The organism is Oceanobacillus alkalisoli (genome assembly GCF_021556485.1).
Classification (GTDB): Bacteria; Bacillota; Bacilli; order Bacillales; family Amphibacillaceae; genus Oceanobacillus; species Oceanobacillus alkalisoli.
Genome location: NZ_JAKGBW010000006.1, coordinates 68451 through 87891 on the forward strand (window position 1 = coordinate 68451; position 19441 = coordinate 87891).

General features: G+C 35.2%; 17 protein-coding genes and 1 pseudogene. 8 read left to right on the forward strand and 10 right to left on the reverse strand.

Features of this window, described 5'->3' with window-relative positions:
* Nucleotides 1-8: 8 nt before the first annotated feature.
* Together LZD48_RS07870 and LZD48_RS07875 are read left to right on the forward strand one after the other, a co-directional pair.
* Nucleotides 9-230 (forward strand): hypothetical protein, encoded by a 222-nt coding sequence (locus LZD48_RS07870; protein WP_235762181.1) that lies wholly within the window; start codon nt 9-11, stop codon nt 228-230.
* 110 nt (nt 231-340) lie between these two features.
* Nucleotides 341-1492, forward strand: coding sequence for an acyltransferase family protein (locus LZD48_RS07875; RefSeq protein WP_255770956.1), 1152 nt, complete (start codon nt 341-343; stop codon nt 1490-1492).
* A gap of 1005 nt (nt 1493-2497) precedes the next feature.
* On the opposite strand, the gene drcB is transcribed toward LZD48_RS07875, so the two are convergent.
* The gene (gene drcB / locus LZD48_RS07880; RefSeq protein ID WP_235762183.1) at nt 2498-4423 is read right to left on the reverse strand and encodes a daptomycin efflux ABC transporter permease DrcB; all 1926 of its coding nucleotides are present in this window, start codon (nt 4421-4423) and stop codon (nt 2498-2500) included.
* The gene (drcA, locus tag LZD48_RS07885; RefSeq protein WP_235762184.1) at nt 4410-5177 is read right to left on the reverse strand and encodes a daptomycin efflux ABC transporter ATP-binding protein DrcA; all 768 of its coding nucleotides are present in this window, start codon (nt 5175-5177) and stop codon (nt 4410-4412) included. Before drcA ends, drcB begins: the two co-directional genes overlap by 14 nt.
* Nucleotides 5178-5383: 206 nt before the next feature.
* Here drcA and LZD48_RS07890 point away from each other — a divergent pair, with 206 nt between their 5' ends.
* The 5 genes and pseudogenes from LZD48_RS07890 to LZD48_RS07910 all read left to right on the forward strand — a co-directional run bounded on the left by LZD48_RS07890 (nt 5384) and on the right by LZD48_RS07910 (nt 9749).
* Nucleotides 5384-6055, forward strand: a complete 672-nt coding sequence (locus LZD48_RS07890; protein ID WP_235762185.1) for a response regulator transcription factor — start codon at nt 5384-5386, stop codon at nt 6053-6055.
* Entirely contained in the window at nt 6052-7077 is a 1026-nt protein-coding gene (locus tag LZD48_RS07895; protein WP_235762186.1) for a sensor histidine kinase, read from the forward strand. Before LZD48_RS07890 ends, LZD48_RS07895 begins: the two co-directional genes overlap by 4 nt.
* Nucleotides 7078-7545: 468 nt before the next feature.
* Nucleotides 7546-7728, forward strand: a complete 183-nt coding sequence (locus tag LZD48_RS07900; RefSeq protein WP_107589062.1) for a helix-turn-helix domain-containing protein — start codon at nt 7546-7548, stop codon at nt 7726-7728.
* 589 nt (nt 7729-8317) lie between these two features.
* Nucleotides 8318-8503 carry a DUF3173 domain-containing protein gene (locus tag LZD48_RS07905; RefSeq protein WP_017795842.1) on the forward strand — a complete coding sequence of 62 codons (186 nt, stop codon included), beginning with the start codon at nt 8318-8320 and terminating at the stop codon, nt 8501-8503.
* A gap of 38 nt (nt 8504-8541) precedes the next feature.
* Nucleotides 8542-9749, forward strand: a pseudogene (locus LZD48_RS07910) (site-specific integrase).
* A 151-nt stretch (nt 9750-9900) separates the two neighbouring features.
* Here the strand turns inward: LZD48_RS07910 and LZD48_RS07915 are convergent.
* From LZD48_RS07915 to LZD48_RS07940, 6 genes are all read right to left on the reverse strand, one after another.
* Nucleotides 9901-11109: a tyrosine-type recombinase/integrase gene (locus tag LZD48_RS07915; protein ID WP_235762187.1), complete on the reverse strand. Its 1209-nt coding sequence runs from the start codon at nt 11107-11109 to the stop codon at nt 9901-9903.
* The gene (locus LZD48_RS07920) at nt 11102-11308 is read right to left on the reverse strand and encodes a DUF3173 domain-containing protein (RefSeq protein WP_077604216.1); all 207 of its coding nucleotides are present in this window, start codon (nt 11306-11308) and stop codon (nt 11102-11104) included. The genes LZD48_RS07915 and LZD48_RS07920 overlap by 8 nt, the downstream gene beginning before the upstream one ends.
* A gap of 433 nt (nt 11309-11741) precedes the next feature.
* Nucleotides 11742-11996, reverse strand: a complete 255-nt coding sequence (locus LZD48_RS07925) for a helix-turn-helix domain-containing protein (RefSeq protein ID WP_235762188.1) — start codon at nt 11994-11996, stop codon at nt 11742-11744.
* Nucleotides 11980-12414 carry an RNA polymerase sigma factor gene (locus tag LZD48_RS07930; protein WP_235762189.1) on the reverse strand — a complete coding sequence of 145 codons (435 nt, stop codon included), beginning with the start codon at nt 12412-12414 and terminating at the stop codon, nt 11980-11982. The genes LZD48_RS07925 and LZD48_RS07930 overlap by 17 nt, the downstream gene beginning before the upstream one ends.
* Nucleotides 12415-13012: 598 nt before the next feature.
* Entirely contained in the window at nt 13013-14410 is a 1398-nt protein-coding gene (locus tag LZD48_RS07935) for an MFS transporter (RefSeq protein WP_235762190.1), read from the reverse strand.
* Nucleotides 14411-14564: 154 nt separating this feature from the next.
* On the reverse strand, nt 14565-15344 hold the full coding sequence (locus LZD48_RS07940; protein WP_235762191.1) for a nuclear transport factor 2 family protein: 780 nt from the start codon (nt 15342-15344) through the stop codon (nt 14565-14567).
* A gap of 285 nt (nt 15345-15629) precedes the next feature.
* Between LZD48_RS07940 and LZD48_RS07945 the strand changes: the two genes are divergently transcribed.
* Nucleotides 15630-16235, forward strand: a complete 606-nt coding sequence (locus tag LZD48_RS07945; RefSeq protein ID WP_235762192.1) for a TetR/AcrR family transcriptional regulator — start codon at nt 15630-15632, stop codon at nt 16233-16235.
* Nucleotides 16236-16830: 595 nt separating this feature from the next.
* On the opposite strand, the gene LZD48_RS07950 is transcribed toward LZD48_RS07945, so the two are convergent.
* Together LZD48_RS07950 and LZD48_RS07955 are read right to left on the reverse strand one after the other, a co-directional pair.
* Nucleotides 16831-17769 carry a hypothetical protein gene (locus LZD48_RS07950; protein ID WP_235762193.1) on the reverse strand — a complete coding sequence of 313 codons (939 nt, stop codon included), beginning with the start codon at nt 17767-17769 and terminating at the stop codon, nt 16831-16833.
* Complete coding sequence (locus LZD48_RS07955) at nt 17762-19399, reverse strand: hypothetical protein (RefSeq protein WP_235762194.1); 1638 nt, start codon at nt 19397-19399, stop codon at nt 17762-17764. Before LZD48_RS07955 ends, LZD48_RS07950 begins: the two co-directional genes overlap by 8 nt.
* Nucleotides 19400-19441 lie beyond the last annotated feature (42 nt).

Below are 19441 nucleotides of genomic sequence, written 5' to 3' on the forward strand. Positions count from 1 at the left end.
TGTTCATCATGAAAGAAATTATCAGTGGACTTGGTCTACTTTTCGTTATACAGGGAGTAGGCGGATTAATCAATCATTTGACTAATGGTGGAAAAAGTTGGTTTTTGGTAAATTATATTGATGCGTTTCAGGGATTTGAAATTGTTATGAACATTATTTTTATTGTAGTTGGTGGGGTCATAAGTTTAGCCTCTTGGAAAATAGGCGGAACAACTAAAGGAGAAAATTAAAATATAGAGCAAATAGGACGGATTATACATAGCCGTCCAGCTTGGCGGATGCTCCGTTGAGATATATTTTTAAATATTAATAGGGGGGTAGGGGGAACATGAAAATTATTATGAATTCAAGACATATAGGGAGCTCGTCTCTCCAAAAGGAAGGTCGGTTATACTTTATTGATAACCTAAGGGCAGCTCTTACAATGTTAGTAGTGCTACATCATTTAGTGTATTTTTCCATCTATAACGAAGTATTATCACAAGGGTCTATTGGGGTTGTTATAGGCCTTCTATTCCTTGCTTTTAATCAGACTTTTTTCATGGGGACGTTTTTTCTTATTTCCGGATATTTTGTTCCTTCATCTTTTGAACGTAATGGAGCGACCCGATTTATCAAAGATAGATTCTTCCGGTTCCTAGTCCCGTTTATCTTCTACGTTCTCATTCTTAGCCAAGTTCAATCAATTGAAGTCTATATGCTTAACCAGGAGCCATTTACATGGCAAACCTATTTTTCAAATTTAACCTATGGCCCGATGTGGTACGTCGAGCTACTTTTCGTATTCGTTTGTTTATACGCAGTCTGGGCGAAGTTTATGAGTAAAAATAAGCTATCAGTAGTTCGTCAGAGTACGCCACCCACCTACAGGATGTTTACAGTCTTTGTCATGATATTAGCAGTAGGATACTTCATTATAAGACTGTGGGTCCCTGCTCTTGATTTACCCGGTGGATCTCCCGGGGTTCAATCATTTGTTGGACTTTTTACAGCAAGCGGCTATGATCTCCCACAATATGTCGGGCTATTCATTTTAGGCATCATCGCTTACCAACGCAATTGGTTTCGAAATACTCCTGATTCTATGGGTAGAGCGGGTTTTGGAATTGCAATTGGAGCATCGATTCTTCTCCTTCCCTTAGTCTTGATATTTGGGGTAGACGGATTACAGTTTTCTGGCGGCTGGAACTGGACATCTTTGGTTTATTCTCTTTGGGAAGCTCTATTTTGTGTTGGCATCATTCTCGGATTAATCATATTCTTTCGGAGAAGAGTTTTTCATCAAGGAAAAGGTTGGAGCTTCTTGTCAACCCATTCCTTCGTGATTTACATCATTCATATACCGATTATCGCTATTGTTATTGCTGGATTGAAGGTCATCCACTTTCCACCATCCTTCATGTTTCTAGCTATGATTCTGATCACGATACCACTTTGCTTCTTGTTAGGTTATATAATTAGGCAGATTCCCTTTGTGTCAAAGATTCTTTAGGGATGGTGAGTTTTAAAGAAAAAAGAGGATACGACGATAACCATAAATGATGTTTTAAATATGTACACTTTTGATTGTAAAATGATGTACAGAAATGACTTTTAATGATTTGTCAATCAATATGCGAACTTTACATGGAGCCCCTGTGGACATGATTGACATGCCAGGAAGCCAGGCCCTACAGAGTCTGGCATAGCTATCAGGCTATCATGTCCACTTCTCCATATAAAGTTTTTAAAGCACTATAATCAAAACTGTACATTCTTATCCAATCGTTTTTGTACATTGTTAGTTGTATGGTTAGGTTTTCCCTTTCATATATATTGTTCTTTGACAAAGAAAGCACGGAAGATAACGCCGCGCAGTATAAACAAAAAATCAGATACATTCTTCTGATGGTGAGCCACTTGACTCATACGCCATGACTTTCGATAGAAACGAGCGATTATCTATGAGTCTAAAACAGTCGTGGTAGATTGTTGGCGATAACTCATCAGATTGGATAATGATACTCCTTTATCGTCATGGTTCGAGCGTTCAAAGCGTCGCAAGCTATGAATAGTGCTGGAAGAAATACTTGCAGGGGTGAAATTCCCGTGGAGCTGTACCAACAGCCGTCTGATTTTAATTGATTAATTAAAAGGGGGGGTGCTTTTTGAAACAGAACTTGATTACTTATGGTATGCAAATTGCTGTTAAAACAACTGCTAACCCGTAAATAATTACCGAGAAAGAATATTACATGGTTCAAAATAAATTAATGAAAAAATATGGCATCATTTTTGATAGTACAGGCTTAATTGTGTTTCTATTGGCGATACATTTTGTATGGGAGTTATCATATTTCCAATCATTCGATTTTTTTGTTGTTAGAAGATTTAAGGATGTTCAATTTGAACTTCAACAATATAATCGGTCTAGATTCCAGAGTAATGAGGATTTTTTTAACAAAGGAATACATGACAAAACACCTCTCGAACCGAACATTCGAGAGATGTTTCGCTCTTATTTATTTACAATGCGATTGTACGTATTAACGGTTAATACGTAATAGACTGCATAGATGATAACAAAAAAGACTATAGCCGTTAGAATAGGGACAATGAGATTGATTCCAATGAGATTAGACATAAAGTTGCTGGTAAAGTACAATGTCACACAACTGTGCAATATTCCTACGGTTAGTGGCAATCCGAACACAAATAATGACTGCTTTTTGATGGATTTACGTATATCCTTTCTACTGACACCGATTTTACGAAGGATTTCATAGTGTCCTTTTGCTTCATTCGCTTCTGTTAACTGTTTGAAATAAATGATACTTCCAGTTGCTGCTAAAAATACTAGCCCCAAAAAACCAAAAATAAAGAGAGTAATTGCGTTTCCTTCTTTACCTTGCTTATACTCCGTATAAAATGATGAAGAAACTTGAAAATCGTTTCCAACCAGTTTATTTACTTTCTTTGATGTGGCTTGTGCCGTTACTTCATTTTCCACTTCATACACTTTATAAGTTAATGGAGCCTCTTTTTTGGCTATCTCAGCAAACATTTCGTTACTGACTACGAGAAAGAAATCGGGATAATCGAAAGGTAGCACATTACTTTCAACCATATGAACAAATGGCAGTTTGCTGCTTTCTTGAGGCAATTGAATCGTTATATTTTCTCCTTTAAAAACCGACTTCGTATATTCAGTAAACCTTGGCTGGATTACTGCTGCTTTATTTCTTGATAGTGAGACTGTTTCATCCTTATTTAAAGCATTCGCTGCTTTATTAAATGTACTTTCTGAGATTAATTGCACAGGATTTATGTCATAATCCAGTTGAAATGAGAGTATTCCTTTTACCTGAATGACGGGTATGTCTAGTTGGGCTTTTATTGGATGTCGATGATCTGCTTTTATTATGCTCTCCACCTGGGAATCAAATTCTGGACCTTTTGACAAATGCGAATAGCTGAATGGAACAACTTCCTCAGTTCTTTTTTCGTTGCTGTAATAACCACTGTAAGTTGCACCTAAGAAACAGATCGTTGCAGAACTCAACAATGCAATGACTGTAAAGGTACGCGCATTCCCTCTAATACGAAACAGTAAGCGAGATGTTTCAATTATTCTAGTTCCTCTGTAATAACGTGATTTATTTCTTTGTGATAATCTTAATAAATAGACTGTTACAGATCGGAAAAATAAATGGGTTCCAATGAAGAGAGCAACAAAGGCAATACCATAATTTTTTATTAAATATTCCGTAGTAAATTCGTCAGGAAATGGCTTTAATATCAGCCAGTAACTAACTACAAGCAATAAAACTCCGATAACAGCCGAAATAAGTGAAACCTTTGGAATTTGTTCTCCTTTTTTCTCAGCATAGAATAATTCGATTAATTTAAAACGATAAATCAAACGGTAACCTTGAACGGAAGTGAATAAAATAATGACCATAAAGACTATGACCGTTTGGGTAATCGCTAGGAAGGAAATACCGAAGTCTACATCGGTAATTGAACCCATAAGTTTTATTAAAATCATTGCAAATAATTTGGAAAGTAAGGTTCCAAGAATAATTCCAATGACTAATGCAATGATTCCTATAACCAAATTTTCATAAAACAACATTTTTGCAATGGTTTTCTTGCGTAAACCAAGTATGGCGTACAATCCGACTTCTTTCTTCCTTTTTCTTGTGAAGAATGAATTGGAGTACAAAATAAAGATTGCGACGAATAAAATTAAGATAATTGATGATACCCCAAACATGAAACTCATTGTATCCGACAATTCAATGCTTTCCTGAATTTTTTCGCTATATTGCAAGGAAGTGAACGTATAATAAATAACCATGCTGAATACGAGCGTAACAAAATAGACAAAATAATTATTGAAATTACCTTTAATATTTTTCCTTGCTAAACTAAATAACGTCATTTGCTCCACCCCCCAGTGCGGATAGAACATCCAACACCTTGTTGAAAAATTCTTTGCGGGATCTTTTCCCTTTCACAAGTTCTGTGAAGATTTTACCGTCTTTAATAAATAGGACGCGATTACAATAACTTGCCGCATAAGCATCATGGGTAACCATTAAAATGGTTGCCTTGTCTTGTTCATTTAGATCCTTTAAACTTTCTAACAAGTCTGTTGCTGATTTCGAATCCAACGCACCTGTTGGTTCATCTGCCAATATTAGGCTTGGCTTTGAAATAATCGCTCGAGAAGCTGCCGTGCGTTGCTTTTGTCCACCAGAAATTTGATACGGGTACTTATTTAAAATGTCGCGAATTCCAAATTTATCTGCCACTTCATCTGCTCTTCGTTCCAATTCTTTAATGTTCAATTTTGCCAAGGCTAACGGCAAGATAATATTTTCTTTCACAGTTAAAGTATCTAATAAATTATAGTCTTGGAAAAGGAAACCAAGTTTGTCACGGCGAAAGGCAGATAATTGTTCTTCATTCATCTTTGTCAAATTGATTCCGTCAACCACGATGTTACCCGTAGTCGGGTCGTCAATAGTTGCCAATATATTTAGTAAAGTTGATTTACCAGCACCCGAGGGTCCCATAATACCGACGAATTCACCTTCCATGACCGTTAAGTCTATATCCTCCAAAGCTGAAAATATATTTCCCTTTGCACCATAGACTTTTTTTATTTGTTTTGCTTCGACTACAATATTCATATATAAATCCTCCATTCAGAGCTGTTTTTTCTACAATTTAATTGTACAATAGGAAACCTTAATATAAACTTACAGCTTGATCTCGTAACCTTACATTTTCGTCACATTGATAAAAAGTATCTTTAAACATTATGTTTTCTTTGTATATTGGTCGATATTCAATTAATATGATGTTACAGAAGGATGATTGTTTGGAGGGAAGAGGAATGAAAATCATGATTGTGGAAGATGATTTGACCATTCGTGATATGGTAGGGGAAACATTAGAAAAGTGGGGTTTTGAAACCGTTAAGATTGAAGACTTTGACCAAATCATGCAGGTATTTCTTAATCATGATCCTCACCTAGTCATCATGGATATCAATTTGCCATCGTTTGACGGATTTTACTGGTGTAGTAAAATCAGAGAAATTTCAAAGGTCCCTATGATCTTTCTCTCTTCCCGTGATACACCAATGGATATAGTGATGTCGATGAACATGGGAGGAGATGATTATATTCAAAAACCTTTCCATATGGATGTATTGATTGCAAAAATTAATGCACTCCTCCGCAGAACGTATTCCTATATGGAAACACAGTCTCAGACAATGGAACATGATGGAATTATATTAAATCTTGAAAACGGAGAGATCTTACATGGAGATCGAAAATCGGAGCTCACGAAAACAGAATTTCATATTTTAAAAATTCTTATGAAAAATAAAGGAATCATCGTCAGTCGTACGAAAATAATGCGTAGCCTTTGGAAGAATGAAAATTTCGTGGACGAAAATACATTGACGGTTAATATTGCTCGCCTGCGTAAAAAACTTGTTGAGCTTGGAAAAGAACACTTTATTACAACTAAGAAAGGACAAGGTTATATAATTCAATGAATTTCTTTCATTACTTAAAAGATAAACGGAATTTCTTTATATTAAACATGATCATTATGTTCTTTGTTTCTTTGATGATGATTGTGAGCACAGATTCCAGAAACGCTGTAAGTAATATCGTCTATATCAATATGGTTATCTTTTTTATTGTAGCTATATACGTAATCATCGAATACTATTACAATAGAGAATTTTATCGGGAATTAAATGATTTGATTGAAAGTAACCATGAAGAATTTCTCGCAACTCTGCCTAAACCGCGAAACGATGAACAATTGTTATATCTTGAGTTATTAAAAAAAGTAAATAGTGTGCATGGCGATCAATTACAAAAGTTGTATAACGAAAAAATGGATCATAAAGACTTTATTACATCTTGGATTCATGAAGTCAAGGTTCCGATTGCGGCAGGTCGCTTGCTTATGGAAAACAGTAATGGAAGAACTGTTGAATACCTTGTGGACAAGTTTGAAGATGAGTTGGATAGAATAGAAAATTACGTAGAGCAGGCTCTTTATTATTCTCGCATTGATTCTTTTTCCAAAGATTATTTTATTTCCGAGGTAGTGTTGGATCAAGTCGCTAAAAACAGTGTAAAGAAATATGCCAAATCTTTTATTAACAAGCAAATTCGTTTTCATATGAACAATATTGAACAGGTTGTCCATACCGACAGTAAATGGCTTGGTTTTATTATGGATCAAGTTTTTTCAAATTCTTTAAAATATACAGGTGAAGGCGGGGAAATCTCCGTACAATTTGAGGAAGATCGAAAAGAAAAGCGGCTACAGATTCAAGATACAGGCATTGGAATTAAGCCAGAGGATATCAGCCGAGTATTTGAAAAAGGATTTACAGGATTTATTGGGAGAAGTCATGCCAAATCTACCGGTTTAGGTCTCTACCTTGCAAAAGAAATGGCTCTTAAATTAGGACATGACCTTTCCATTCATTCAGAAGATGGGAAATATACGAAGGTCATCATCCACTTTCCAAAAATCAGAAATTATTATCATTTATAAGTATAATGGTGGGGTTAAAGAAATTGGTTAATCGGAAAATAGTATCAAATTAAAGGTGTTCAAGTAGAATAATGTTTATCGTAAGGCTTAAGAAATATTAAATAATATAGCCAATAGTAAGTGCATTAATTGAAAATAGCTATAACCAGGTTTTTATTATATTTTGATCGATTTTTTCAAAAATTGTTCTATTAATACCACGATTTAAAAAACTTTATTTTGTATTATTCATTATTATGTTCGATCAGTTTTTATGTGAATTGTAATAAAATAGAGTTTGACATTTAAAGTATTTCTTGTTTTGGTCCTTAATATTTAATATTAAAAATGATTCTACCTAACTGTTAATATTCAGTTGGGTTATTGTTTTTTAAAAACTTTTTCTCTGATTTTTGGCATTTTACAAAAAAACTTGTTGAAGGTAATGAAAGGGGAAATCATCAAGACGTTTTTTGGAGGAGCATGCAGATGAATGGGATGATTAATACTAATACGGAAATCAATGAGCGTGGCTTTTTGCCGTATCCAATCATTTTAGCTGCAAATAAGGGTGAGCTAGAAGCAATGAAAGTAGTTGTTCTACATTATAGAAGCTATATGACAAGTTTATCCATGCGTAAGCTCCGTGATGAACAAGGAAACACTTATTGAGGCATCGATGAAGATACACGCGAACGCTTACGAGCGAAGCTTATGCAATCTGTTTTAACTTTCAAAATTTGAATACAGAATGGTTAGGTTTTCCCTTTCATTCATCATATATTTGTTCTTTGACAAAGAAAGCACGGAAGATTACGCCGTGCAGTATAAGCAAAAAATCAGATACGTTCTACTGATGATGAGCCAATTGATTCATACGCCATGACTTTCGTTAGAAACGAGCGATAATCTATGAGTCTAATGTAATCGTGGTGGATTGCTGGCGATAACCCATCAGTTAGGATAATGATACTCCCCTATCGTCATGGTTCGAGCGTTTGAACCGTCGCAAGCTATGAGTAGGGCTGGAAGAAATACTTGCAGGGGTGAAATTCCCGTGGAGCTGCACCAGCAGCCGTCTGATTTTTGATATTCAATTTAGCAAGATAGGTTAAAGTAACTATCAAGTTATGACATTAAATCCTTTTTATTTTAGTGCAAGAGCCAAATTCACGCAACGTATTAGAATTAGTTTTATAGAAGCGATATAATAATAGACAGATATCAAATAGCATATCCTAGTCTATGGAAAGGAGTTCATATGGTCACAGTCACTAAAAAAGACTTGATAGCACTAGGTTATGGTCCCTCTTTTTCAGCTGATATCATTAGAGAATGTAAAAAACTAATGATTTCAAAAGGACATGCGTATTATCAATCTAAAAAGTTAGATCGTGTTCCTAAAGAAGCTGTTGAAGAAGTATTAGGGATAACTTTAGATGTGTGATTTGTACTTCTTGCACTAATTGCGTAAGGAGTGAAATCATGACTAAAGATATCGTCAAAAAGGCAAAGAACGGAACATATTATTTTCGTGCTAATTTAGGGTATCACCCGATCACTGGCAAGCAAATTCAGAAATACCGTAGTGGTTTTAAAACTAAAAAAGAAGCAAGGGAAGAATATTCGAGGTTACTGCTTACAAAATCAGATGAATTAGAAGAAAAGCAAGATGACATTCTGTTCCAACAGTTTATTGAAGATATTTTTTTACCTTGGTATAAAACACAAGTAAAAGAAAGAACGTACGAAAATCGATTACCGGCCGTCAGAAAACATTTCACTTTTTTTAATAGTTTAATCACTACCGAAATTACCCCGATTCATGTGCAAAAATGGCAATTAGCATTATCTAAAAAGAAGTATCGTTCTTCTTATATTAGAAATGTTCAAGGGTTATTTTCCATGGCGATGGATCGAGCGGTTGTTTTAGGTTTAGCTGAAAGTAATCCATCTAAAATTGTTGGAAATGTAAAAAAGACAAAGACAAAAATAGATTTTTGGACCAAAGAAGAATTTGAAAAAGTCATCTCTCTTTTTTATAAGGAAGACTACTATCAACACTTTTTATTTATCTCATTGTGGTTTTTATTTATGACTGGGATGCGGATTGGAGAAGCCACTGCAATTCAATGGGAAGATATTGACTTTGATTCTGGCGTGTTATCTATTGATAAAACACTTTACTATAAGAATTTAGATAATTACTCTTTTGTAGAACCAAAAACAAAGGCTAGTGTGCGCCAAATTGCATTAGACGGGGATACTTTAACTTCCGTGAATGGCAGAACGTGCAGCAAGCTGTCATTCAAACCAATTATGTGATGAGCTATAATGGTGTTCCTACACAAAAACATACGTTGGCGAATGCCATTACACGTTTTTCAAAAAAAGCTGGGGTTCATCGAATTAGATTACATGCTTTAAGACACTCTCATGCTTCATTGCTTATTAGCATGGGTGAAAACCCATTAATCATTAAAGACCGTCTAGGGCATGAAGATATTGAAACGACACTCGTCACTTACGGACATTTGTATCCTAACAGTAACTTTGAGGTAGCCCATAAATTAGAAGGTATTATGTCTTACCAAACAGCAACACAAAATGAAGATACTTCACCTAAAAATCAGTTCACTGCTCGTTACCTACGTAAAGGATTAGAAACAAATAATGCAATAACAATGCGATGAATATAGAGTAAAGAGCCGAAACCCTTATAAACAAAGGGGTTTCAGCTCTCCTTCTACTACTCCCACTCCAAGTTTGCAGGTGACGACAAAACGCTGTTATAACAACGTTTATCGCATCTTCAAATTGTTTTGGCGGGGATTCTGGCGGAACTTATTTTTTTACTGCTTGATTACCATTAAATGATACACCTGATTTTTTTGCGGTCTGTATGTTAATGTTGCCTGTCATCTCTTCCGCAATCAGTTCATCCACCCCTGACCACATATGTGAATAATGCTTTAACGTAATTTCTGGACTGGAATGTCCCATCCGCTTTGATAAAATCAAAACTGAAACGTTAAATTCATTAATCAGATAGGAAGCATGCGAATGTCGGAGCCCTTTGGCTTGGATACGATGAACGTTTGCGAGCTTTGCATAACGTTGAATGATTCTTGCAAGCGTCGATTTAATCATTGGTGTTCCATCATAACTAAAAACAAAATCATTAATCCCTATTTTTGATTGTCGTTGTTTCCATTCTTGCAACACTTGTATCGTATCTTCATCCAAAGAGATAATCCGTTTGCCATCCTCTGTTTTTGTATAATCTTTTCGTGTCCAATTGCTTTTATTTCGTAAATACAAGGAATGATGGACACGAAGTCGTTTGTTTTTAAAATCCACATCATCCCACCATAAGGCTGTTCCTTCACTAACACGTATCCCTGTCATGAAATACGTCCACAACATCACAAAACATAAATGTTCATAAAAATCATCCAGACAAATAGCCGAGATAACCTTCTCAAATTCTGTTTTTGTCCAATAAGGAACAACTGCTTTTCCTTTGGCGATTGCTTTCACTTTTTTAGAAACATTCACTTCTAGATATTGCATATCAACTGCCATATCTAGACTTTTACGAAACATACCAAATACCAAACTTGCATATGCCTGAGAATACCCAGCTCCTTTATCAGAAAGTAACCAGGTTCGATAACGTTGGACATCTTCTACTGCTAAAGAACGAAGCTCAATATTTGCAAAACGGTCTCTCATACTTTCTAACGTTCGTTTACGAACATAAAAGGTACTTTCTTCTACTTCCGTTTCATATGCGGGAATATACACGGTATTCATGAACTGACCATAAGTCATATGGTAATTTCCATAGCCATTTACTTGATGGTATTCATTTTTCACTCGTACCAGTTCTTTATATGCTTGCAAAGCAGAAGTAAACTTTCGTCCTTGTTGGTTCGTACGTCCTTTTTTTCGAAGCCGCTTTCCAGTAATGCGATCCGTTCCTAACTCCGTTTCATAAAAATATTGTCCATTGTTATCAATATAAACCCCTACATATTTGGTTTTAGCCATGACTGTCTTCCTCCAATTCTAGTTCACAACCTAGAATCGATTCGACTGTCATTTTTGGTACACGCCCTAAGCGTTTATTATTATAAAATGGATACCCTTTTTGTACCATGATTTGTTTGGCTTGTCTAATAATTCGTATCGAAGTATATTTCGGATATCCAAGTTGAATTAAATCATCTTTTGTAATCAGTTCCTTCATTAACATATACCTCCCTTCCACTAACAGAGGAATACATACTAGAAACAACGATTCTTTAACTTACTTAACTAGTAATAAAAAATCAGACGGCTGTTGGTACAGCTCCACGGGAATTTCACCCCTGCAAGTATTGCTTCCAGCCCTACTCATTGCCTGCGACGCTTCCAACGCTCGAACAATGACGATAGGGGAGTATCACTATCCTGCTGATGGGTTATCGCCAGCAATCCACCACGATTGCATTAAACAAAGTATGTTTCGCTCGTTCGTTTTGGAAGTCTTGGCGTACTTGTCAGGTGGCTTATCATCAACAGAACGTATCTGATTTTTGTTTATACTGCACGGTGTTATCTTCCGTGCTTTCTTTGTCAATGAACAAAATTAAAATGAAGAAAATAATATAGTGAAAGGGGAATGACAACTATTTTTCTACTCAAACTTTGAAAGCCAAAACGGACTGCATGAGCTTTGAGTGCAAGCGATCACGTACATCCTCATCTATGCCCCAATAAGTGTTTCCACGCTCATCACGAAGCTTGCGCATAGATAGACTTGCCACGTAACTTCCATAATGCTGGACAACTATTTTCATTGCTTCTGGTTCACCCTTGTTTGCAGCTAAAATAATTGGATACGGCAACAAGCCACACTCGTTGTTTTCTGTGTTGGTATTAGCCATCCCATTCATCTGCATGCACCTCCAAAAACTGTTTTAACAGTTCAAAAGAGCTTGTCCGCCTATACTGCACGGTGCTGCGTGGAATATTGAGTAGTTGGCTGATTTCCACATCAGACATGTTAAAGAAGTAGTATAGTAGGACGGCGGTTCGCTTCTCATCTGGCAAGGTATGCATCGCTTTGGCAAGAAGTTTAGGAGTAATTCTCTTTCCTGCTACTTGAAAACCTTGTGTTTCCTCACCTTCATAATGCTGGTCTAAAGTATAGAGTTGATTTTCTTCCTGTGGCGTGAGATCGGAAAAGGTCACTTCTTGTGACTGTCGTTGCCGCCTTTGGTTATAGGCATTAATTGCTTCATTCTTCAACACCTTTTTACAAAAGCCATTAAAAGCACATCGCACTTGCCATTGGGTACGAGTAGGTTCCATTTGTTCACCTCCCTTCGCAACCGCAAAGGCGAGTGATGATTTCCCCCTTCATAGCCCTCAACAAGCGCTTTTTCTAAATGCCGAAAATAGAAGCAATTTTTTCGAAAAAATATTGACGTAAATGAAAAAAAGCTCAACTAGTTTTAAGTCAGTTGAGAAAAAATTGGATGTTATCAGATAATTTATTATGTAAATAGATTGCAACCGTAATAATCTCTAGAACTATAAGTCCTTTTAAATCAGAATATGTATAAACAAACACGAAAACATACTCTTTTTTTGCTTTTTCGTTAAATAAAATGAGCTTAATTCACCTATCTAATCTTGCTTTTAGTAGGGCAACAACGGATTTTGAAGTATTTAATTTTCAATATTGCTGCTTGTATATTAGCATTTATATAGATTATTAATTCCAAAGAGATAACCATTTTAATGGTGGGTTGGTGAGCCCTCGTGATTATTGAGAATTGAATTAACCTACTTGTGGTACGATTCACTGTACAGTATCAAAACACAAAACATCATCGAACTACAAAAAGATATTTATCAACATAGATGAATGGGCCACTCCTTACTCTGAAGTGGCTCTTATTTTTGTTTATTCAACTTTCTCCCTTAAGAATTTTTTGACCTTAGCCTTTTTACGCCCAAATTGTACATAATAAAATGTGACCGTCACAACAACTAGAATGGCTAGTGCTAGAAAAATGTTGCTATATATAAAAGAAGCGCTATTTTGATTTAGCGGATTTAAGCGAATGGCCGATGTGCCAAAATCAAGTACCTTGCCGATCGCAGCTGTTGATACAGCTGCTGAAATAAAAGTGATCATGGTAAACAACCCCATCCCTACTCCCGCATATTTTCTTGATAGCGTTTGTGAAACAGTGTTCGACATAGCGATTAGCATGAACGACTGACCTAAGACAGCAAAAATAAGAAAGATTGCAATAAGGACTGGCGACATGCCGACGACTGAAGACAAACAGATAAAACCGATAATAAGAAGTGTTGCTGCAGTATACACAAGAAACGGATTTCCCTTTTCATCAGCCAACTGTCCTCCCCTCCGTCCCAATAATGCAGCCACAAGGGCTGCCGGCGACATAACAATTCCAATGAAAGCCGCTGACAATTGGTTTATAGAAGAGAGTAACTGAGGTGTAATAAATGGAATAGCAAAGCTAACTCCAATCATTACGAAAGCAATGATAAGACTGAATGAAAACGATTTGTTTCGAAATATAGCCGGATCTATAAATGGCGCTGAAGCGTAGAAAATACGTAATAAGAACAAAATAAAGAAAATGGTCCCAGTCGTAACAAACCATATATTCCCATTTGTTAAAGCCAGTAACAGGGTGGCTACTGTACCTGCCAAAAGTGTTCCGCCGATAAAATCCATTTTGCCGGCACTCCGCTTTTCATCATTTAAATATTTACGATACATTGGCAACGTCAGCAACGATAGAAGGGAAACAACAAATAAAACTCTCCAGTTCCACGTACTGCTTGTCACCCCGGCAATAATCGGACCTAATGCCGAACCTAGCGCGAACCCGATTGCAACGGTACCCAAAGCACGTCCACGCTTTTCGGGTGAAAAGTAACGGACCGGAACGATCATTGAAATCGCAGGAATGACCGATGCACCAGCTGCCTGTACAATTCGTCCCACAATAAGCATCCAAAATTTAATAGCCACCAAACCAACAACTGATCCAATTGCAAAAATTAATAGACCAAAGGTCAACAAATTCTTTAAACTATATGTGTCTGACAATTTTCCATAAGTTACCGAACCAATTGCATAGACAATCATATAACTCGTGACGATCCAGCCTGCTTGTGATAGTGAAAGCTGAAACTGTTTACTGATATCTGGAAGTACAACATTAAACATGGTTAAATTCATGACGGCGATAATGAGCGTAAAGACAAGAACGCCTAATAACAACTCTTCATTATTCCTTTGAATTCTATGATTGGTTTGCATTAAGAGACACCTCATTTCTTTAGTTAAGCATTGTTGAAGCAACGCTCTTTTATTTCTTTGATGATTAATTTATCGCTCAGATATGTCTGTGATACGAAAAACATCGCCGTCATTTAATGTGGCGATGTTTTTCTGCGATTCCGCTAGACAAACTTCAAAATCTACTGTTCGAATTTTTTCGCTCCTCTTCCGGCAATATGGTTTCGATTACGTCCCAATGCTCGGCGATTTTTCCATCCTCTACGCGGAACAAATCATAGAAAGCAGTTTGTTGACCATTAAATATACCTTCACTCACCACAAGAACAAAATCACCTTGTCCGATAATCTGATGAACTTGAGTGTATTGAAATTTAATACCTTTCTCCTCGAGCTCCTGCATTGCAGCGTGAAGACCGGAAAGGCCATCTGCAATATGTGGACTATGCTGAATGTAGTTATCCCCATCAAAGTAAGAGGTAAGCAGATCTAGGTTCTTCCCAATTAAGATATTCTCCACAAAACTTTTAACATATTCTTTGTTTACATCAGTCTTGTCTATATCCTTAATTGTGGTCGGTCCATCAATCATCGTATGATTGCTTGGTGTCTTTTCTACCTTTTCTTGCAAATTATCCCAATGTTCAATGATCAGTCCATTCTCAAAACGAAATATATCAAAAACGATTTTGGGGCCGAAAAAATCATATTCAGAATGAAGTGCAACATAATTTCCGTCGACTAACGCACGCTTAACACTTACCTTTGTACCTATTTCCTTTAAATGATCAAGTGCGCCAAGCATGGCATCACGACCATCGAGTAAGGACTGATTGTGCTGAATATATTTGTCTGGATTAATATAAGCTGTAATAGCTTCAGGATTACCGTTCTCTAAACTTTCTATGACTGCGATTGCTTTAAGAACAAGCTCATTTTTAGTATTTATTGTCATTTCAAAAACCTCCGTATTTATTAAATTTCACATTATTTAAGTTAGATAAGTATAATCCCTGATTGACCAATTCCTAACTATTAACTTTTACTTTATTTCCCCTCCTTCAAATTTATAGGCATTAGATAAATAATGAACAATATGTTGTTTATTTATCTAATGCCCATTATAATAAGAGGAAATACCATATACAATATCCAATATTTTTGTTTTTGATGGATAACATACAATTCGTAGAAATTTGTCGCTTAACGATCTAAATTTTTTTTGAGAGGGGACGAAAAAATGAATAAGAAAACCGATCTAAGGGTATTGCGGACGAACCAATCGATTCGAAAGGCATTTTATGAACTTATTCAGGAAAAAGGCTATGAAGCCATAACGATCCAGGATATTGCCGATCGCGCAATGATCAATCGAAACACTTTCTATCTCCATTACCAAGATAAGCCTGATTTATTAGATAGATGTGTGGAAGAGTTATTGGAGGAAATAAAAAACGCCATCGTTCAATGTCCTATCAGCATGAGACCTTTTAGTATTTCTACACTTGAGACCGTCATGCAGACTATATTGGAACACATTTCGCATAATACCTCTTATTATCAAGCGATGTTAGTTGGAGAGAATAAAATTTATTTGTTTCAGTCAAAAATGGAGAAGATTATTAAAGATAAGTTAAATGAGGGCTGGACTTCTTCTCATGGGAAATCTACTTTAAAAATATCGAAAGAATTGCTACTCGAATATCTCGTATCAGCTTTTATGGGGGTCATCATTTGGTGGATCAAAAACGATTTGCCCCTTCCTGTGGAAGAAGTTTCATCACAATTTAGTAAAATCGTTGCCTATGGACACTTCAAAGCTGCTGGAATTACCGTCGAAGAATAAAATTAGTAAGAAAGAAATAGCCTAAGTACTGAGTATAAATATTTTGCCGTATAGAAATATACTAGCGATAAACCATGTTGGAACTGAGCTCATTGGTAATTACTCGCTAATTCCAGTTAACTCGATGGATGTAAGCAACACGCGGCCCGCAACATCAAAAGCGACATGAACGCCCTGTTTACTTATCAACTGAATATTGCAGATGAATTGAGCCACATGTGCGTACTTTTGAGCCGGTCATTGCGGAAAAAAGAGCCACCTCTTGCGGACTGGAGAGCCATCACGATAAATAGAATAACCTCTTGTGTAATGAAAGCTGCATGTAAACAGGGCATGACACTATTATACAGGAGGTTTTTTTATGGTTAATTGCCGTAAAATAAAGATCCTTTTAGTGTTGCTGTATTAAAACGAATAATTTAAAATATATTTTGCATAAAGATGTAGTTTTATTTTATCAATAAAAAAACTAAACGGCGAAGCAAGAGCCGTATGCTCTCTCACTTGCACAGTTTAGTTTACAATCCCTAATAATTAAATGCTGTATTTGAGGATCAATAAATCTTCTTTTTTCATAAAAAATCATTCAAAAATGCTAACCAAATTTTGAATTCCACAGTTCAATGATGTTGGTAAATTTGTTCAGATTATATAAACTTTGAACTTTTTCAACATAGTCTTGTAAGATTTTCTTACTTTCTTCATCATCACAAGGTATTGATTGTAAAGTGTGAAGATATCTTTCTACTTTTTTGATTTTCTCCAAATACTCTATATGATCAAAGATCTCTTCTTTTTGAACATTTCTATTTTCATCAATCTGTGCTTTTAATTTTTCTTGTTCTTTAGCAAGTTTCTCAGTTTCATGACGAGCTCTTATTAATTCTTGTTCCGCTTCACTTTTTCTTCTTTCTTCACGCTTTTTATCTCGTATCAACAGGTATTCTATCCTTAAATCTAAAAAAATCGCTTCAAGCTGATTGAGCAAACTTTTCTGTTCATCAGTAAAAATTAACTTCTTTTTATTTTCTAAATTTATTAATTCAAGTTGTAAGGATCCTGAATAGTTTTTTCTATATATCGGTTGCATAGTCCCTTCTGTGTTTCCTCTTAATTTTCTCTCAAAGAGCAGTATTTTCCAACTTACGTAAGGTAATTGCAATTCAGTATTATAATCCTTTTCATATCCGACGTAAACTTGTCCTCCTAACAATTCAATGCCTGTTAGCAACCTATTAACAAACGTATATGCTAATTTTCTTTTTAAAGGAGAAACATGTATGTCTAAAATTGTTTTATCTTGAATATCCTCATAATTGACTTTTTGCTTCTCTTCGAATTGCAAACTAAATGGAAGTTCTTCAATATAGCTATATTTTTCATTTTGTTCTCTCTTTTTTTCGATTTGATCGTATTCAAGAATTAAAGCATGCAAATTTGTAGACTTAATTGATTTTAGCGACCTTACCCACTGAGTAAACTCTTTTTCATTATCTATATTATCAAGGTTATACTTCCGGGTATTATCAGTCATTGTTTACACCACTTTCAAATTCACATCCACATTTATATAAAGTATCTACAAGCTTTTCCAGATCTTCTTCCGATTTTACTTTTTCAGGAATTAACAGTTTAGGTGTGGTACCTTGTAATATTGTTGACAGACCTAGCATAAAATCCGAAAATGACGGATAGGAATTGCGATCAATCTTATAACCTCGTTCAGTAAAACCATATATTTTTCCCCATTCATCAATCTTATTTATATGAAATCCTATAAAACTCTTAGGTTTTGAAGCAAGAGAATTAATTAAATCTTCCATTCCTTTTTTTAGTACATTACGATTATTTGTGTCTACAAGGTCAATGATTATTTTTAATTTTAATTTCATTTTTTCAACGACATGATGTAGTTCCATGATATCATCCATATCATGAACCACTGGTTCTTTACTTGTTCGAATAGAATTGGTTTTGATAGCAATGGATATTTTCCCTAGTGTTTTTAAGTCCTTTTCAATCTCTAAATACTTATCTATTAATTCTTTCATACCAAAAACCGGAGATTTAAGTGGAGATCTAAATTCAATTAGTTTTGGTTTCCCATATTTTTCAACTGTTTTCTTTATATTATTTACTACTTGAGCTTTTACAGAATTATTTGTCCAAATATTATCCGTTGTTTTTTCATTTAAAATAGAGATTATATATTGATCCTTTTGTTTATTTTTTATTAATCCATTTTTTGATTCTATATACTCTATTCCACTTTGTATTTCTTCCGGATATTTTTGGCTTCCATTACTTATTGGTACCAAAACTCTACGTTGTGTTTTCAAATCCACATTTCGAGTCTTCACACATAATTTTTCGTATTCTGGCCAATAAGACGTATCCTCCAGAACATCAAAAAGCCAAGAATACATCACCAACATCTCAAAATAATCTCTCTTCCCCTGCATAAAAGGTTTATCTTGATGTTTTTCGTACTCTTCTTCTATATCAAAAGGGTTGTCTTGATAACGATAATCATAACTATTAATATAATAATGTTCATCATACTGCCTAGAATATTTATGCTCTACATACTTATCCGACCATTTCCAGGCAATATTAAAAGCATAACTTGCTATGTTAACCCCGAATTCTCTATAAGAATCCATTACCCATTTTACAATATTATTATCTAATCCTTTCATTTCCGAACGATTTGGTTTTGAAATATTATATTTCCAATAATCTTTAACTGCTAGTACTACTTTGGAAAAGTCATCATCAGAAAGTTCGCAGTCCGATAATCTATGAGATACTTCTTTTGCAATCTCTAAAAATTCATTTTCCTTATAGAAAATATCAATGTCTTTTTGAGCATCACAAACTTTCTTTATAAAAGTATCTATTCTTTTTTTCTTATTTAAATAATATTCCTCAATGAAACCATGTGTATTTGGGTATTGGTTTATTAGCGTTTTTTTCGATTTTTCAATTGTCTGTTGAAGCTTAATTAATTCATAATTATAATCTTCTGGATTCAGGTAGTCATTGAAATATTCAGAGACGAACTGAATAATCTTACCCATGTTATCCGAGTGTTTGGTAAAATCGAATTCATTTATTTTCTCTTTTCTTTTTCGCATGGAAATATATTCTTCAATTTTAAGCATATTTATCCATCCTTTTTAGTAACCGCTTACATCATAATATCA

Excerpts from the sequence above, each read along its gene's own strand:
- LZD48_RS07940 (WP_235762191.1), bottom strand. The coding sequence starts at position 15,344 with ATGACAATAAATACTAAAAATGAGCTTGTTCTTAAAGCAATCGCAGTC.
- LZD48_RS07870 (WP_235762181.1), top strand. The coding sequence starts at position 9 with ATGAAAGAAATTATCAGTGGACTTGGTCTACTTTTCGTTATACAGGGA.
- LZD48_RS07895 (WP_235762186.1), top strand. The coding sequence starts at position 6,052 with ATGAATTTCTTTCATTACTTAAAAGATAAACGGAATTTCTTTATATTA.
- LZD48_RS07875 (WP_255770956.1), top strand. The coding sequence starts at position 341 with ATGAATTCAAGACATATAGGGAGCTCGTCTCTCCAAAAGGAAGGTCGG.
- LZD48_RS07900 (WP_107589062.1), top strand. The coding sequence starts at position 7,546 with ATGAATGGGATGATTAATACTAATACGGAAATCAATGAGCGTGGCTTT.
- LZD48_RS07890 (WP_235762185.1), top strand. The coding sequence starts at position 5,384 with ATGAAAATCATGATTGTGGAAGATGATTTGACCATTCGTGATATGGTA.
- LZD48_RS07955 (WP_235762194.1), bottom strand. The coding sequence starts at position 19,399 with ATGCTTAAAATTGAAGAATATATTTCCATGCGAAAAAGAAAAGAGAAA.
- LZD48_RS07945 (WP_235762192.1), top strand. The coding sequence starts at position 15,630 with ATGAATAAGAAAACCGATCTAAGGGTATTGCGGACGAACCAATCGATT.
- drcB (WP_235762183.1), bottom strand. The coding sequence starts at position 4,423 with ATGACGTTATTTAGTTTAGCAAGGAAAAATATTAAAGGTAATTTCAAT.
- drcA (WP_235762184.1), bottom strand. The coding sequence starts at position 5,177 with ATGAATATTGTAGTCGAAGCAAAACAAATAAAAAAAGTCTATGGTGCA.
- LZD48_RS07920 (WP_077604216.1), bottom strand. The coding sequence starts at position 11,308 with ATGAAGGAACTGATTACAAAAGATGATTTAATTCAACTTGGATATCCG.
- LZD48_RS07950 (WP_235762193.1), bottom strand. The coding sequence starts at position 17,769 with ATGACTGATAATACCCGGAAGTATAACCTTGATAATATAGATAATGAA.
- LZD48_RS07905 (WP_017795842.1), top strand. The coding sequence starts at position 8,318 with ATGGTCACAGTCACTAAAAAAGACTTGATAGCACTAGGTTATGGTCCC.
- LZD48_RS07935 (WP_235762190.1), bottom strand. The coding sequence starts at position 14,410 with ATGCAAACCAATCATAGAATTCAAAGGAATAATGAAGAGTTGTTATTA.
- LZD48_RS07930 (WP_235762189.1), bottom strand. The coding sequence starts at position 12,414 with ATGGAACCTACTCGTACCCAATGGCAAGTGCGATGTGCTTTTAATGGC.
- LZD48_RS07925 (WP_235762188.1), bottom strand. The coding sequence starts at position 11,996 with ATGAATGGGATGGCTAATACCAACACAGAAAACAACGAGTGTGGCTTG.
- LZD48_RS07915 (WP_235762187.1), bottom strand. The coding sequence starts at position 11,109 with ATGGCTAAAACCAAATATGTAGGGGTTTATATTGATAACAATGGACAA.